Consider the following 15,822-nt stretch of genomic DNA (forward strand, 5'->3'; position numbering starts at 1 on the left):
CTTCACCATGACTGCATCGCAAACATTGCCCCAGGCTCAACGTCAACGCTGCGAAGTCTGGACCCGGGTGATGGGCTATCACCGCCCTGTGTCGGCGTTCAATCCAGGCAAACAGTCGGAGCACCGCGAGCGGGTGCACTTCACTGAAAGCGCGGCGCTGGCCTGGCGCCAATGAGTCGAACGCTACGGGTCGGGGGCATGGTGCCCCTGACCACTATCAACTATCCGGGACAGCTCGCCTGCGTGTTGTTTTGCCAGGGTTGCGCCTGGCGTTGTCGGTACTGCCATAACCCGCAGTTGATCCCGCCTCGTGGCACAGACGAAGTGGATTGGCGGCGGGTGCTGGCGTTTTTGCAACGGCGTCAGGACTTGCTCGATGCGGTGGTGTTCAGTGGTGGAGAACCCACCTTGCAGGACGGACTGCTCGACGCCATGGATGAGGTGCGGGCGATGGGATTTCGCATTGGTCTGCACAGCGCCGGCATCAAACCCGCGGCGTTCGCCAAGGCACTGACCGGGGCCGATTGGGTCGGTTTCGATGTCAAGGCGTTGCCCGAGGATTGCCAGGCGATCACCCGGGTCGAGGGCAGCGGAACGGCCAACTGGCGCAGCCTTGAGCATCTGCTGGCCAGCGGTGTCGACTACGAATGTCGCACCACCGTGCATTGGCATCTGTTCGAACCGGCGCGTCTGCTGATCCTCGCCAAGCGCTTGAGCGAACTCGGCGTCAAACGCTTCGCCGTGCAGTTGGTCCGCACCGAGCGGATGTTCGATCCGCTGCTGCCAAGCGTTTCGGCACAAGCCTTGCTGCCTGACTTATGGGAAGCCATGCGCGAGCTGTTTCCCGCTTTCGTGTTACGGGGGTAACCGTGGCTGCGAATCAACGTTTAACGGTGACATCCATCATTAGGTTTTCAAATGCGCTGCCAATCGGCAGGTATCAAACAGGGAGCATTTGATATGGCCAAATTAACCACAGCACAACGTATCGTCATCGGCTTTGCCATCGCGCCGTTGGCGCTGATGGGCATGGCGTTTTACGCGTTGCACGATCTGGCAACGCTCAAGGAACAGGCGGTAGTAATCGTCAAGCAGGACTGGCCGAAGATCGATCCGATCATGGTCATCGCCACCGGCGTACGTGATAACGCCAGGAACACCCGGGATTTACTGATCGAAAAAGACAATCAGCAGGTGCAGCAGTCAATCGACGCTACCAAGAAACGGATCACCCAGGCGCTCGAAACGCTTGAACCGTTGTTCTATTTGCCAGAGGGCAAAACCGCTTATGCCGCGTTGAAGAAGAATCGCGAAGCCTACGTGGCGGCGTTCACTCAAGTGCAGGTGTTGATCCGGCAAGGGGCCTTCGATGACGCCATGGCACAGCTGAAACAAAAGGTCGTGCCGGCCGAGCACGAGGTTTATGGCAGCCTGGATCAGTTGATGGCGCTGCAAGGCAAAATATTCGCCGACCGGGAACAGTCGGCGCAGGCACTGTACAGCGATGCCCGGCGCAATATGCTCGGGTTGTTTTTGTTCTGTGTGGCACTGGTCATTGCTGCGGCGGTGATCGTCACGCGCAGTGTGACCCGGCCACTCGGCGGCGAGCCGGATGACGCTGCACGGTTCTTGAGTCAAATCGCTCAGGGTGACCTGACGATTCAGGTGCCGGTGAACTCAAGTGCCGGCGGCAGCGTGATGATGAACATGCATCACATGCAGCAAAGTCTGAATGCCATGGTCAGGCACATCGCGATGTCGGTGGACCAGGTGGCCAGTTCCTCCGAAGAGCTCAGTGCGGTCAGTAGCCAGACCAGCAGCAACCTGCAATTGCAGGGGCTGGAGATCGAGCAGGCCGCCACCGCTGTGAACCAGATGACCGCTGCAGTCGATGAAGTGGCGCGCAATGCGGTGAGCACCTCCGAGGCCTCGCGGCAGTCCGAGCAAACCGCACAGCGCGGGCGTGAACAGGTTCAGGAAACCGTGGTTTCAATCGGCGCACTGGCCGATGGCGTCACCGACACCTCACAGCGCATCGAGCAACTGGCGGGCCGGGTGCAGGACATCAGCAAGGTGCTGGACGTGATTCGCAGTATCGCCGAGCAGACCAATTTACTGGCCCTCAACGCCGCCATTGAAGCGGCCCGTGCCGGGGACGCCGGACGCGGGTTTGCCGTGGTCGCCGATGAAGTGCGCGCCCTGGCGCATCGCACTCAAGAGTCCACCCAGGAAATCGAGCAGATGATCGGCAACATTCGTCTCGATACCGGCCATGCGGTGACGGCCATGCAAAGCAGCAGCAACCTGGTGCGGGCCACCCTTGAAGTGGCGCAACGCTCGGGCGATGCACTGGATGAAATCACTCGGTCAATCTCACAGATCAACGAGCGCAACATGATGATTGCCAGTGCCACTGAAGAGCAGGCATTGGTGGCGCGGGAGGTGGATCGTAATCTGATGGGGATTCGCAACTTGTCCGAGCAGGTCTTGCTGGGGGCCCAACATACTCACACTGCGGGTCACGATTTGGCGCAGATGGCGGGGGCGCTGCACCAGACGGTGGCGCGTTTTAAGGTCTAGTTGATCCGGTGGGTGGTTGTGTCGGGGGCTCAGGCCCAGCCCCAGAATTGCAACCACCAGCCGAACCCTACCAAGCCGATGGCGAGTAACAGGCAAGTGCTGCCAGCGCAGCGACGAACCTGGGAAATGCCTTCGCGGTCCAGCCGTTTCCAACTCAGCAACAGGCTCCAGCCCATCGCGGCCAGTAACAAACAGGCCCTGGCGGGTTGTACCCACTCGAGCAACAGCCCTTCATAGCGAAGCAATTTCACCGTTGTGGCCGACAGTCCGAGAAACAATCCCGCACCACCCAAGGGCGTGAGTGTCAGCGCCAGGGGCCAATACAGTGCAGGATCTTGCGCCAGTCGCGCTGTCAGGCGCAGAAGGATCATCAACGCCGTGCCCAACACCATCGAACTCAAACTCAAGTAAACGACGATGCTGAAACCGTCGAGCCAGCTGAAGCTGTCGTTGAGCTGCGGGTAGTGGGTGAGCAGCCACCAGGGCGCGTTGTCCTCCAGGGCCCAGAGTTGGTCGTGCTCGACCAGCCATTGGGCGAGGGTTTGTTTGAGGGCGACGAACCATGGGCTGACCGTCCACTGAAACGCACCCATGGCCAGGCCGATAACGCCGAACAGCAATAAGCGCGCGTCCCACGGTGACAGCGTCTGCGCTGTCGCGTGAAGAATCTCCTGATTGCTGGAGCGGGCGATCAACTGAACAGCACCGCGTTGGCCGCTGCAACGTCCGCAGGCATGACAGTCGCTGGCGCCTTGCATGCGACGGATATCGAGCAAGGGCGCGCAGTTGGGCGGCGGCAGGCGTGGCGCGGCGTTTTCCATCCAGCGTTGTTCGTCGACCTGAAAATGCACGGGCGCCAGTCGGGCGAGCAGGGCGAAGACGCCACTGACCGGGCACAGGTAACGGCACCAGACCCGCTTGCCCCGGGCGAACAGCAACCCGACGATGACCGCGGCGACGGTCGAACCGCCCAGAATCAACAGCGCCGCCTGGGCGTAGTCATAGACGCTGATCAACTGGCCGTAGAGGGTCGTCAGGCAGAACGCCAGGGTTGGCCAGCCGCCCCAGCGCAACCAGCGCGGCACACCCAAACCTTTGCCGTAATGGCTGGCCCATTCGCTGAGTGAGCCTTCCGGACAGAGAAAGCCACACCAGAGGCGTCCGAACAGCACGATCGACAGCAGCACAAATGGCCACCAAATGCCCCAGAACAAAAACTGCGCGAACAGGGTCAGGTTATCGAGCAGCCGTGCCTGGCTGTCCGGCAGCGGCAATACCGCCGGGACCACCAACAGCAACGCGTAAAACAGTACAACGACCCACTGCACGGCACGAATGACGGGCGCATGACGACGCATGCCGTCGCCAAGGCACTGGAGTAAACGATTGTGGCGACTCAGCTCAGGCATGGGACTTTTTCCGCAGCACGTTGACGCAGCCATCCGCCGACGGTCAGCCAATAACCCGCCAGCACCAGTAACGTCATGGCGCTGGGCGTCGCGCGATAACCGGCAAATCCGGCAAGAAAACCACCCAGTCCATGGCTGTCACTGAGCAAGGCACTGCTGTCCCAAAGCGCATCGCCCACGAGGCTGTACATCACCTCCGGCAAGTCCAGGGCGAGTAATTGACCGCCAATTCTCTCGGTGCCGCTGACCAGCAATGCCGCGCCGAGTACCAGCAAAACAGCTTCGCTGATGGCAAAGAATCGCTGCCACGAAATGAACCGGCGACTGCTGTGCAGCAGGGCAATGGTCAGCGCCGACAGCACCAGTCCCATTGCGCCGCCGATGGCAAACAAACCGAGTTGCGGACCCCGTAACTGAGCACCGGCGCCATAGAGAAAGACCACCGTTTCACTGCCTTCGCGGCTGACGGCGAGCATGGCCAGCAGTAACAGACCTGCGCCACCTTGTCGGGCCAGGTGGCTATCGGCGTGCCGTTGCAAATCGTGCTTGAGCGTGCGCCCGTGGCGGTGCATCCAACCGACCATTTGCACGATCAGCAGGCTGGCCACCAGCGCGAGTGCTGCCTGGAACCACTCGCTGGCTGCACCGCTCATGGTCTCACCGGCAAACAGAATCAACACCGCCAGCAGGCCCGAGAGCATCAACCCCAGCACGACGCCTGCCCACAGGTACTTCGCCAGTCGATCAGCCTGATGCTGCTGGCTGACCCAAGCCTGAAGAATGCCGATCACCAGCAGCGCCTCGACGCTTTCGCGCCAGACAATGAACATTGATTGATTCATGAAAGCTCCGTGTTTGAACGGGTTATTTCGCGAGGATGCCGCCCTCGGGCAGTTGCGGATTGAACTCGTCGAAGAAGGGATAGTGGCCGGGCCTGAGCGGGTGAATGACCACGAAGGTTGTCACGCCCGGCGACAGCACTTTTTCAACCCGCAACGGCGTGCTCTCGAATTCGGCTGGGCCTTGACCGATATTTTTCAGGATGATCTTGAAGCGCTGACCGGCCGGCACCTCCAACTGGGCGGGAGTGAAGTGGCCATCGCGCAGGCTGAGTTCATAGCTCGGTAATTCGGCATAGGCCATGAACGGCGCAACTGCTCCGGCGAGCATCAGCCAGGCAATCTGCAGGCGCTTCATTCAATAGCCGCCTTTTTTACCGATACCGGCGTAGATGAACTCGTAGTGCAATTCGCAGCGTTCAAACCAGGGGGGTACGCCGGTTTCCTTATCGGTATGGCGGCCAAGGGACCCATGACCGCCGGGGGGCAGGACGGTGAAGGTCAGCTGATATTTGCCTGGACCGAGCAGCTTTACATTATCGCCATAGTGCGGACCGTCATTGGCGACCATGGCGTGGAAATCGCCTTTGAGTTCGTTCTCGTTGCCCTGTTTTTTCAGGTTGAACGAGACATTGAGGTAAGGCACGAAACTGCCTTCCTGAAAGCCCTGTCGATTGTCCGCCGTGGCGCGAATATCGGCTTCCAGATGCACATCGGAATCTGCGGTGGCCCGCATCATCCCGGCAGGTGCCATCTCGATCGGCTGCAAATACACCGCCCCGACTTCCAGCCCCGGACACAATTGGGGTTCCCCGATCGGGTATTCCTTGGCCTGAGCCAACGGTGTGAGCAAGAGCAGGGCGAGTGACAGCGAAAAGGTCGTACGCATGATGTCTTCCTGGGCACTAACGAGTAAGAGCCCGAGTGTAGGAAGCTTTTTTGCGAACAATAATGATTGTTATCAAGTTTTCAGTAATTAAGCCTATGACTGGGAACGCTTTCGAAACCGCTCGGCGCGGTCGACGCTGTCGCTCATCTGCGCAGCCGCGTGAATCGTCAGAGGGTGCTGGGTGAAGCCGGGCCGGGGTGAAATGTAGGCGGCCATTTCGCGGGCGACGGCTAACTGTTGATCCGAGCCTTGTGTCAGTAACGCGATGACCAGGTTCTCCAGGGCAATTACCCGGACACGAAGGTGGACCAGTTCTGTATTGGTCAATTCGGGGGGAGAGGAAAATGCTTCAGCGTCGAGTGATTTTTCCGCGCCTTCATCATCCCAGGTCGACAATCGAACAGGGCTCTGTTCTCCGGCAGATGGCTTTTTACCAGGCATAAGAAGCTTCTCCAGGTGTTTTTATGTGGCTGCCCAAGGACCGGGAAAACGCTATGACGTAACCGATTTCCCGGCAGGACAAAGCTTAGCCGTACCTTGATCCGTATCAAGGTCACCTTTGCGCGAGGGATGTACGTTGGAGGTACATCCTAGAAGCGAACCGGGGATCGACATGGCCAAGAATTTTCCCATCAGTCCCAAGCACCCCGAGCGCATTTGCTGGGGCTGCGATAGATACTGTCCAGCCAATTCCCTGGCGTGCGGCAATGGCTCCGACAGGACAATGCATCCAGCCGAAATGATCGGAGACGATTGGTATCTGCATGGCGACTGGGGCATTGATCCGTTGATCGCGGTAAAAGACGTGACGGATGATCCCGGCCTGAAGGGCTGAGCAACTCCCTTTAAACATAGAAACCACCTGACGGAATTTTTTTTGAAATCAAGGGGTTGCCAGCCTCGGGAAATCAGTACATAATTCACGCCATCGAAAGCACTGGCCGCTGAAAAAGCTCAATGTTTTCAAGGAGTTAGATCACGAATCTTACTCCAAGTTTGTACGCGTTTGATGTTTTGCTACATGACATTAGATGCTTGAGGCCGAGTAGCAAAATGGTTATGCAGTGGATTGCAAATCCACCTACGCCGGTTCGATTCCGACCTCGGCCTCCACTTTAAACGAGCTCCGTAGATCTATGATTTACGGAGCTTTTTTATTTGCACCGTCCTGCAAGATTTAGTCTTGAAAAGGCCAGTCGCGAACTTGCTTCACCGGAGCGGGATGTATATATTTCCCCCTCTGCTGCACAGGCGTCAGAACTGCCAGATCGTTATTTGACAGTCTTCAGACTGCTTCACCGCGCTACCGCCCGAATGGCGAAACTGGTAGACGCATGGGACTTAAAATCCCCCGCTCGTAAGGGCGTGCCGGTTCGATTCCGGCTTCGGGCACCATCTTGCATTCCACTGAGCGCTTTTGAGTTCTTTGGAAGCCTTGAAAAACCTGCCTTCTGGCGGGTTTTTTCGTTTTAGCATTCCGTCGGATTCTCGTCCATTCTTCTGGAATCCAGTCATTTAGAGGGTAGAGTTAGGGGTAGTCTTTGGTTCGATTAAGGATGATACCCTTATGTCGCGCACAACTGCTCCGCTTACCGACGCTGCTTGCCGTTTAGCAAGGCCAACGGACCGTCCCTACAAGCTTTTCGACGGTGATGGTCTCTATCTCCTAATTCAACCCAATGGTCGTAAAGGCTGGCGTCTCAGGTATGTAAAGCCTGACGGCCGGGAGGGGTTGACCTCCCTCGGCAGCTATCCCGTAATTGGCCTGGCCGAAGCTCGCCAGAAGCGTTTAGATGCGAAGCGGATGCTCGCAGACGGCATTGATCCCGTCGAGAACAAGCGTAAAGCCAAAACGGAAGATGCTGTTAACGGCCGTACTTTTGAAAGCGTTGCGTTGAACTGGCACAAGAACATGTCGGCCAGATGGACTCCCGACCATTCCAAAAATGTGTTCAACCGTCTGAATAACTATGTGTTCCCGTTTATCGGTGCTCGCGCGATTGCTGATCTCGATACTTATGATCTGATGCAACCTTTGGAGGCGATCAGAAAACGTGGAACGATTGACGTCGCCTTAAGGGTACAAAGATACCTGCAAAGTATTATGCGTGAGGCAAAACGCCTTCGTCTTATTCCGATAAACCCTGCGTACGATCTTCAGGGCTTGATCAAAGCGCCGCGAGTCTCCCATCGGCCTGCATTGCCCCTGTCACGCCTGCCTGAATTGCTGGCACGAATCTATGCCTACAAGGGCCGAGAGCTGACCCGGCTAACGCTCATGCTCTCGCTGCACGTGTTTGTTCGCTCGAGTGAGTTACGTTTCGCTCGTTGGTGTGAGTTCGACCTCAAGCGTTGCGTATGGGAGATCCCGGATACTCGGCCGGAACTGGAGGACGTACGCCATTCAACACGGGGGACGAAAATGGCGGGCGATGTTCATCTTGTGCCTTTATCGCCGCAAGTTGTGGCCGTGCTTGAACAGATCCACACCCTCACTGGCACATTCGACCTGGTGTTTGCCGGTGATGCTAGGGCCTGGAAGCCGATGTCAGAAAACACCGTGAACAAAGCGTTGCGCACCATGGGATACGACACGAAGACAGACATTTGTGGTCACGGATTCCGCTCAATGGCCTGTAGCGCACTGATCGAGTCAGGTCTGTGGTCTGAGACGGCCATCGAAAGGCAAATGAGTCATAGAGAGCGCAACAGCGTTCGAGCTGCCTACATTCACAAGGCAGAGTTCATTGAGGAGCGTCGGTTGATCATGAACTGGTGGAGCCGGTACCTTACGGCGAATTTTCAGGAGCATGTTACGCCTCATGAGTTTGCGAATCTGGCCGGCGAGAATGTCACTCGATTGGCGACAAAAAGATCGTTCGCCAATTGATGCCCTCACTTCGGATAATTTCGACGTGACCAAGCGGATCGTGTGTAGTGCCCTGGGCTCAAACTGAGGCGTTAACTTCGAGCGGTGACGATGGATGTTACCGCTACACTTGAGTGCTCCTGATGGGAGTTCGTTGTTTTTCGAGTTGCCGCTGGAGGGCAGGAGTTCTCGCGCCATATGAGGCACCGGAAGACACTCGAAAAATGACGGTCAACATCTGATTTCTACGGGCTAATGATCGCGATACGCTGCCCTTGAGTCGGATTTTTTATTGCGCAGGAGAGCACCATTTGGCAAGACATCTCAACTACGAAGGAAAAATGACGCGCTTGAGTTGAATGCGCCACCATCCAGCCCTGCCGCCGGTACTGCCGATTGTCTCTGTAAGTCCAGCTATGGCTCTTGCTCCGCGTACAAAGCGCTGCGAGTCTAGAGTCTGTTATTTACAGTCAAACTCTTGCTCTCCAAAGAACATTTTGACTGGGCTCTAGAACAATATTTTCAGGTAGAAAATTTCAAATATGCCCCCGATTTTGCCCCCAGTAGCATCAGGTTCACGAGCGATCGCGAGTGGCGATTCCTGACAGAGGCCATGATGGATCAGGATGGCATTCAGTATACCTTCATCTCCACGGCATCAACTAAGCCATGGAAGAGCTCAACAAAAATAGAGGCCTCCCCACGATTCAAGGCATTGGCGCGTGGATACCATTCCGTGGAGCAGGGGCACAACCACGCGGCGTGTCCTCAGGCTTTGGAAAGAACCAGTGCCTGAGGTTGCGAGGCAACAAATGCTTTAGCCGTTGCACCGTGACCGGTCGCGCGCCAAACCTGCGCATGCGTGTGCCAGTCCCAGTGCCTGTAGAGCGTGTTTGGCGCGACGTGTGTCCATGGTTTGGCCTTAGTGCGCTCGGGTGGCTGTGCTGTGCACCGTGCCCAAGGCACCGATCAGTGGGAGGGGCAGTTTGATCAGATCCATCAGGTCAGGGCGCGGGGGGAACAGTATGTGGTGGACGGCATGGGCCACCAAGGCCCAGAGTTGGCCCGCGTTGAGTGACATTAGCCGGTCGGACAGTTCGACCGCGAGGTGAAAGTGGCTGATGGTGCTGACACGGTCTTGCAGGAGGCCGTGGCTGATGGCTTGGAGTTGGTAAAGGTTGGTGGTTTGTACGTTGCTCAGTTGAAGGTGGCACATGATTTCGCTCCTTTGATAGGTCGAGACCATAGCAAGGGAGTGTTAGGTGACACCCTGAGGGTTTTGCAAAGGCTTCAGCTCACATCAACCAAGAAAATGATGCTTAATTCGAGGTGATTTCTTCGGGCGTTTCTGTTGAACACCAGCGTATCGGCAGGATGAGGGAAATGGCTGCCTTATGTTGGGGTTCTACATAAATCGGCAGCTCAAGGATCCCAACAGCTTTGGCGACTGCGTAGCGGTTATTTCCGCCTTGAAAGATCACCTCACCGGTTTTTAACGGTTTTACCAGCGGTGGAGACACCGGACCACCATGGGACAAATAGGCGATCATGGAAGACAGTTTGTCCTTGAAACCGCTGCCCCAGAGTTCCTCTAAGGTGTCTCGCCGGCTGAAATGGCCGAGCTTCTCGTCAAGGTCCGACAAAGTGACCCACCCGAGTGCAAACCCCTTGGGGTAAAGCTCATGGAATGACTCAGCCGGCGTTGCATCCAGTGAGTGGCGTTGAGAGGGGGCAGAGGTGTCCCAATTGAAACTCAGCGATGGCCACTGCGACGGTGGAAGTCCGACCAGTTGCTTGGCTTCACAGACCGCTTGGTCGTTGAGTTTTTGACGCTGGCGGAATTCGGAAAGCCCTTCGCCGCGGAATTGGGCCAGGGCTTCCTTGAAGCTTTTAGGGCTCAAACTCATGCGCGAGGCTCGGCTTGTCCGGCGCGAGCAGGTTGGCGAAGCGTGGAGTCATCGACACGTGGGCATCTCATCGCTGCAACGGTCCGATGAGGATTGACCAAAACAGTTCTGCACCACCTTCCTGGGTCAGTTTTTGTGAGCGTGAAACATGCATGGCCATACCCAGTGACTTGAGGAATAGTGACTGATCATCATGATCCACCGAAAGCATCTCGTTAAAGCCACCACGAGCAGACGCACTGCTGGAGAATTCAATACTTCGTCCGCCCATCCCGCCAAGTGTTACTGAACATTCGCTGGCTTTATTGCCCTGACAATAGATCGCGCCGGTGAAGGTATTGCCGTCGATGCGGCGAAATTGACAGCTGATCCCGTCATTGCGTGCTTCCAGTTCCAGCAGTGAACCCTCGAAAAAACGTGAGATGAAGTCAAACGATTCCTGCAAGTACCTATCAGCATCCAATTCACTGAACGTCTTTTTAAGGGCGAGGTTGCTGGAGCGAGGGGGTGCAACTACTGACGCTGAGAAAGAGGGCACACCTGGTACGGCAAGTGGGACAGGCGAGGTCACTGCCGGTGAAATGCGTGTCACCACAGCACGGATCTGCCGAGCGACATCGGTGTAGGCCTCGTCGTAATTCGGCCATGTCGTGATGGCTTTGCCATCCTTGGGCGCAGCGAGCAGATTGCCCAGCGGAGTCGAATGCCAATCACAGGGCCGGACGATCACTGGGATGATCCGGGCTTCTCCTGTGGCATTTCGCTCCAGGGCCCGTGTCATTTCGATGGAATAGCAATAGCGGGAATCGAGAAAGCTGGAGCTGACGAGCAGCAGGATCACATCGGCTGCGTTGATTTGTAGGTCAATTTCATTTCCGAGGTGCTGTCCGGCCTGTATGCGCCGGTCATGCCATGACTCGATGAGCCCTTCGTGCCGCAATGACGCCAAGTGTTTTTCCAGCTGATCACGGTATTGCTCGTCATCATGCGAATACGAAAAAAAGACCTTTGCCATTGTCGCTCCTGACCTTCCCGTGGTTGAACGTGCGCGTCCACACTGTAGTGCCGAAATAGACCATGTGCCCTGTGGCAACTCAAGAGAAATATTCGCACAAGGCTGCACTGGGCGCGCATGCGCTTACCGGATCAAGGTGGTGACTGGAAGGATGAACAGGGCCGGCGTATGCCACACCGACCCGTTGTCCCTTCTGTCACGCCGCTTCAGCCAAACCTTTCCAAGGTCCAGCCGGCAACGCCATCAACTTCCCGCCCAATACCTCAAACTCCGTTGCCCGATCATAGTCATCCAGTTCTTGACTGAAATGCGTCACCGCATTCACCAAGCCATATGCCGACAGCTCAGCCACTTCAATCAAGTGCCGCAGCACGCCGGTGCGCTGATGTTCGGCCAGGCTGTATCGCTGCCCCAGCACCTCTACGGTTCTCACCGGGGCGGCGCAAGATATTCGCCAATTGCTGATCACGCCATCGACGCGCCTCGTGGCAGCGGATCGATTCTCGACAACACAGATATAACGCCAAAAGTTCTCGGTGCATGACGGCGTCTGCTTTCATCAACGCCAGCAACTCGGCTGCCAGTGATGGATCGCGGCCGACGCGTTGATAAAAACTGACCCAGACGCGTTCTTCCTCGTGGCAGATGCTGCTGCGACGTTGACTGGGGGAGGAATGGTGCATGGCTGTTCTCCTTATAAAAGAGAACGCCGCTCCCCGGAGGGAATTCGAATTTTCCCTGGGTAGGTGTACAAAAAGGAAGGCGCCATATCTTGCGGCTGGGGCCTTCCTCTCAGTTGGCGCGACCGTTTGCGCGGTCGGCAACACGTATGATCCCCATGCCGGGGTCGTCAAAGGCCTTCAGATACCAAGCCATAACGCTCTGTTGAAAAAAAACACTGTGGCAGGTAACGACTGCAACGCCAGCGCTGCTGGACTTCAGGGTGCTGTAGCACCGTTGAACGCTTGGCAGACAGGATGTCTGCAATGAGCGCGGGCAGAGTAAAACTGGTGCTGATCGTTCATCATTCACGTTAGCCTGGCGGTCTCGTCAATGGGGTGCTTTTTCGGCCAATGTCGCTGGGAAAATCCTGGCGACAGTACCGATGCGGACGCCGTGTAACGCAGTGTGACAGGGGGGGGCGCCCCGGTGGTTTGACTAGTGTTTTTTATAAGGTGCGATCGAAACTGCTTGGTGATCCGGGGCTCTGAACAGCAATTTCTGGGGGCTCGGGTCAGAGGATTTCAGGCTTACTTTTAGTTCGCCATTCGTGCCTGTTATCTGAAGCTGCGAAGCTGCTGACCGGCCAAGTTCTCGCCATGCCCACAGGGTAGCCTGATATGGCTCAAATCCGATAACCCCGGGCAGTCGAAGACCGAAGTGGCTGCCGCCACCGTCGACTACACGACGCCCGTCGGCTCGATCGGTTCGACGTACTTGCACGGCCTGGATGTTGACGAGCGATATGCCTTTGGTGATCGGCTTGAGCGCAAGGGCATGAACGTCTACAGCATTCGTGGGCAGGGCAATGCCGGGATCGAGAATGCCGACTTTGCGTTCGAAGTGGTGCGTCAGGAAAAACGTTCAGGGTCGCAGCGGGCGATGTTCTTCGACGCCGGCTACACCTTCGCCGATACAAAATGGCAACCGACGGTGAGCTATCGATATTCGCGCTATTCCGAAGGTTACGACTTTCTGTTCCAGGGAGGTTTTCGCAAGCGATACCAAGGTGAAGTCGCCGCCAATTACGCAGGTTCAGTGACCTCGAACATGGCGATCAACGACGTGCTCCTCTCAGTCAAGCCGACCGAGACATTGACCCTTAACGCAATGGCCTTCAACTACCACCAGCTCTCCCGTACGCATGAGCAGGACTTCGCTGCACGTGAGGTCGACCTTTTTCTGGATTGGATGGTGACGGATAACGTCACACTCTCGCCTCTGGTCGGCTTCTACAAGCCCGAAAAGTGGCTCGGGGACGGTGGTCTGCAGAGCGGGAGCGCATCAACGAACACTTACTTCCAGTTCATCGTATGGGTGGCTTTCTAAGCCGCCGCTCTTCCCGTAATGACTGAGTCTGTTGCAGGTATTTTGACCAGGGGCCTTCGGGCCCCTCCGGTCCAACCCATGAGGCGTTGACATCTTGCGTCAACGCCCCACCCAGTCACAGCATGCGGCGCAGAACATCGTTACGAGGGTCCCGGTCGAAAAACCGGTGTTTCAAAGCGCCCACGACATGCAACAGGATCAGTCCGAGCAGGGTGTAGGCGAGCACTTTGTGCAGCCATTGGAAGACGACGAACCAATTGTCATTTTTCGGAAGGAGCTCTGGCAGGTTGACCCCAAAAAAGAAAACCCCGTCGCTCATCGTGTAGGTGCTCGACATTGAGTACCCCATCAACGGCACGATCACGACGAGCGCATACATGACACGCTGCGTAAGCCTTGACAGGAACCTTTCATAGCTCGCCAGCGTTTCCAGCGGCTGCGGAAGCACGGGGGTCCGAAAACGCAGGGCGATCTGAGTCAGGACAACCAGAAACACCAACAGTCCAAAGGATTTGTGCCACGGGTAATAGAGCTCGTACTTGCTCGCCACTTCGTCATTCAGACCGGTCATATGCCAGCCTGCCCAGAGGAGGCCTGCGATGAGCACGGCGCGTACCCAGTGCAACATTCGCAGGGACGTCGGATACCGATCGGTTGTTTGTTGATCTATCGGGTTCATCGTAGTCTCTCCATTGATTATCAACGGCATCAGGGATGCACTTTTGAACGGTCACCCTCGCGGCACAGGGGCCGGAGGGTGATACGGTCAGGACAGGGATCGTGCTCAGGAAGGCAGCAGCACGGTGATGACTTTCTCCTCGGTGTAGGCCACCGCGCCGGCAAACCCGCCTTCACGGCCGATACCGCTGGTCTTCACGCCGCCCCAGGGCAGGTTGGCGTCCAGTGGACTCCAGCAGTTGATACCCACGGCACCGGCCTTCACCGCAGCGGCTACGCGGTGCGCTCGCACCAGGTCGGTCGTCCAGACCGTGGCCGCCAGGCCGTAGGAGGAGTCGTTGGCCAGTGCGATAGCTTCCTCTTCGCTGTCGAACGTGATCAGCGTGCCGACGGGCCCGAAGATTTCATCTTGGGCGATCGCCATGGCGTTGTTCGCGTTGGTGAAGATCGTCGGCCGGACAAACCAGCCCCGTTCAGGCGTCGATACACCGCCGGCCAGTAGCGAGGCGCCTTGGTCGATACCCAGTTGGATGTATCGGTTAACGCGATCGAATTGCGCTTTCTTGGCCACCGGTCCCATCTGTACACCGGGCTGGCGAGGGTCGCCCACGTTGACTGCCTGTGCGGCATCGGCCAGCGCTGCGCCGAAGCGATCTGCGATGCTGCGGTGCACCAGGATGCGCGAGCCGGCTGCACAGACCTGGCCCTGGTTGGCGAACAGGCCGAGCGCACACCCGCGCAGCGCGTCTTCGAAAGAGGCATCGTCGAAGACAATCTGGGGGCTCTTGCCGCCCAGTTCCAATGCAACGCGCTTGAACAGCACACCGGCGGTGCGCTGGATTTCGCGTCCGGCCTCGGGGCTGCCGGTGAAGCTGATCTTGGCAACGAGCGGGTGTTCGCACAAGGCGCGACCCACCTCATTGCCGTAGCCGGTGACCACGTTGATCACGCCGTCAGGGAAGCCCGCTTCCTGAGCCAGCACCGCCAGGTGCAGGGCAGACTGGGGCGTTTCTTCCGAAGGTTTGATGACCACGGTGCAGCCTGCCGCCAGCAAAGCGGCGAGCTTCCAGACGGTGATCATCAACGGCGAATTCCAGGGAACGATGGCGCCGACCACACCCACTGGCTCGCGTACCGTGTACGAAAGGGTCTTGGTGCCGAAGTAGCCACCGGTGGGAATGGTGCGTCCCTCAAGCTGGTTGGCCCAGCCGGCGGCGGCATGCAGGTTGGCGATCGCGTTGGGCAAGTCCATCCGGCGCGGTTCGATGGGTGAGCGACCGATGGCGTTGGCATCCATGTCGGCCAGCAATTCGGTGTCGCGTTCAACCAGGTCAGCGAGTTTCGATAGCAATTGACCGCGCTGGGCGCCGTCGAGCTGGCTCCAGGCGCCACCCTCAAGTTGGCGATGCGCGGCCGCCACTGCGCGGTCCACGTCCTCAGTCGTGCCCTGTGCGGAGCTGCCGTACACCTGTTCTGTCACGGGGTTGACGAGGTTTATGCGACGGCCGTCGGAGGCTTCGAAGGACGCGCCTTTGATGAAGTGATTCAAGTGCTCAGTCATTTTGGGGTCCATGAGTGATGTGGAGT

At 57.4% G+C, this 15,822-nt stretch carries 17 protein-coding genes, 2 tRNA genes and 1 pseudogene; 9 read left to right on the forward strand and 11 right to left on the reverse strand.

Annotated elements, in window-relative coordinates:
* The first annotated feature begins 7 nt into the window (after positions 1-7).
* From nrdD to EAH74_RS33825, 4 genes and pseudogenes are all read left to right on the forward strand, one after another.
* The gene (gene nrdD / locus EAH74_RS33595) at positions 8-175 is read left to right on the forward strand and encodes an anaerobic ribonucleoside-triphosphate reductase (protein WP_140678190.1); all 168 of its coding nucleotides are present in this window, start codon (positions 8-10) and stop codon (positions 173-175) included.
* Positions 172-867 (forward strand): anaerobic ribonucleoside-triphosphate reductase activating protein, encoded by a 696-nt coding sequence (locus EAH74_RS10785; RefSeq protein WP_140678192.1) that lies wholly within the window; start codon positions 172-174, stop codon positions 865-867. Before nrdD ends, EAH74_RS10785 begins: the two co-directional genes overlap by 4 nt.
* 93 nt (positions 868-960) lie before the next feature.
* A pseudogene (locus tag EAH74_RS33820) lies at positions 961-1,488 on the forward strand (MCP four helix bundle domain-containing protein); the annotation flags it as partial.
* 387 nt (positions 1,489-1,875) lie between these two features.
* Positions 1,876-2,580 carry a methyl-accepting chemotaxis protein gene (locus tag EAH74_RS33825; RefSeq protein WP_370655155.1) on the forward strand — a complete coding sequence of 235 codons (705 nt, stop codon included), beginning with the start codon at positions 1,876-1,878 and terminating at the stop codon, positions 2,578-2,580.
* Positions 2,581-2,609: 29 nt separating this feature from the next.
* On the opposite strand, the gene EAH74_RS10795 is transcribed toward EAH74_RS33825, so the two are convergent.
* From EAH74_RS10795 to EAH74_RS10815, 5 genes are all read right to left on the reverse strand, one after another.
* Complete coding sequence (locus EAH74_RS10795; protein ID WP_140678195.1) at positions 2,610-3,989, reverse strand: 4Fe-4S binding protein; 1,380 nt, start codon at positions 3,987-3,989, stop codon at positions 2,610-2,612.
* Positions 3,977-4,831: an FTR1 family iron permease gene (locus EAH74_RS10800; protein ID WP_140678196.1), complete on the reverse strand. Its 855-nt coding sequence runs from the start codon at positions 4,829-4,831 to the stop codon at positions 3,977-3,979. The genes EAH74_RS10795 and EAH74_RS10800 overlap by 13 nt, the downstream gene beginning before the upstream one ends.
* A 22-nt stretch (positions 4,832-4,853) precedes the next feature.
* Positions 4,854-5,186: a cupredoxin domain-containing protein gene (locus EAH74_RS10805; protein WP_123366630.1), complete on the reverse strand. Its 333-nt coding sequence runs from the start codon at positions 5,184-5,186 to the stop codon at positions 4,854-4,856.
* Positions 5,187-5,717: an iron transporter gene (locus EAH74_RS10810; protein WP_140678197.1), complete on the reverse strand. Its 531-nt coding sequence runs from the start codon at positions 5,715-5,717 to the stop codon at positions 5,187-5,189.
* A gap of 93 nt (positions 5,718-5,810) precedes the next feature.
* Positions 5,811-6,158: a hypothetical protein gene (locus EAH74_RS10815; protein WP_140678199.1), complete on the reverse strand. Its 348-nt coding sequence runs from the start codon at positions 6,156-6,158 to the stop codon at positions 5,811-5,813.
* A 172-nt stretch (positions 6,159-6,330) separates the two neighbouring features.
* Between EAH74_RS10815 and EAH74_RS10820 the strand changes: the two genes are divergently transcribed.
* The 4 genes from EAH74_RS10820 (at position 6,331) to EAH74_RS10835 (ending at position 8,607) form a co-directional block, all read left to right on the forward strand.
* Positions 6,331-6,552 carry a DUF3079 domain-containing protein gene (locus EAH74_RS10820; RefSeq protein ID WP_140678200.1) on the forward strand — a complete coding sequence of 74 codons (222 nt, stop codon included), beginning with the start codon at positions 6,331-6,333 and terminating at the stop codon, positions 6,550-6,552.
* 204 nt (positions 6,553-6,756) lie between these two features.
* Positions 6,757-6,830, forward strand: a tRNA-Cys gene (locus tag EAH74_RS10825).
* 195 nt (positions 6,831-7,025) lie between these two features.
* Positions 7,026-7,112 (forward strand) — tRNA-Leu (locus tag EAH74_RS10830).
* Between the two features lie 172 nt (positions 7,113-7,284).
* Positions 7,285-8,607: a tyrosine-type recombinase/integrase gene (locus EAH74_RS10835; RefSeq protein ID WP_140678202.1), complete on the forward strand. Its 1,323-nt coding sequence runs from the start codon at positions 7,285-7,287 to the stop codon at positions 8,605-8,607.
* 901 nt (positions 8,608-9,508) lie between these two features.
* Here EAH74_RS10835 and EAH74_RS10840 read toward each other — a convergent pair.
* From EAH74_RS10840 to EAH74_RS10855, 4 genes are all read right to left on the reverse strand, one after another.
* A complete protein-coding gene (locus EAH74_RS10840; RefSeq protein WP_140678204.1) occupies positions 9,509-9,802 on the reverse strand; it encodes a hypothetical protein in 294 nt (97 codons plus the stop codon).
* Between the two features lie 103 nt (positions 9,803-9,905).
* Positions 9,906-10,493, reverse strand: a complete 588-nt coding sequence (locus EAH74_RS10845; protein WP_140678206.1) for a transcriptional regulator — start codon at positions 10,491-10,493, stop codon at positions 9,906-9,908.
* Positions 10,494-10,560: 67 nt separating this feature from the next.
* Positions 10,561-11,508, reverse strand: a complete 948-nt coding sequence (locus tag EAH74_RS10850; RefSeq protein WP_140678208.1) for a toll/interleukin-1 receptor domain-containing protein — start codon at positions 11,506-11,508, stop codon at positions 10,561-10,563.
* Between the two features lie 196 nt (positions 11,509-11,704).
* On the reverse strand, positions 11,705-11,977 hold the full coding sequence (locus EAH74_RS10855; RefSeq protein ID WP_193560126.1) for a hypothetical protein: 273 nt from the start codon (positions 11,975-11,977) through the stop codon (positions 11,705-11,707).
* Positions 11,978-12,888: 911 nt separating this feature from the next.
* Between EAH74_RS10855 and EAH74_RS10860 the strand changes: the two genes are divergently transcribed.
* Positions 12,889-13,557, forward strand: coding sequence for an alginate export family protein (locus tag EAH74_RS10860; protein ID WP_240050493.1), 669 nt, complete (start codon positions 12,889-12,891; stop codon positions 13,555-13,557).
* Positions 13,558-13,672: 115 nt separating this feature from the next.
* On the opposite strand, the gene EAH74_RS10865 is transcribed toward EAH74_RS10860, so the two are convergent.
* Both EAH74_RS10865 and EAH74_RS10870 read right to left on the reverse strand, forming a co-directional pair.
* Complete coding sequence (locus tag EAH74_RS10865; protein ID WP_140678210.1) at positions 13,673-14,236, reverse strand: cytochrome b; 564 nt, start codon at positions 14,234-14,236, stop codon at positions 13,673-13,675.
* Positions 14,237-14,341: 105 nt separating this feature from the next.
* Complete coding sequence (locus EAH74_RS10870; protein WP_140678212.1) at positions 14,342-15,796, reverse strand: aldehyde dehydrogenase family protein; 1,455 nt, start codon at positions 15,794-15,796, stop codon at positions 14,342-14,344.
* Positions 15,797-15,822: the final 26 nt, after the last annotated feature.

This window comes from Pseudomonas mandelii, assembly GCF_006438925.1.
GTDB classification, from domain to species: Bacteria; Pseudomonadota; Gammaproteobacteria; order Pseudomonadales; family Pseudomonadaceae; genus Aquipseudomonas; species Aquipseudomonas mandelii_C.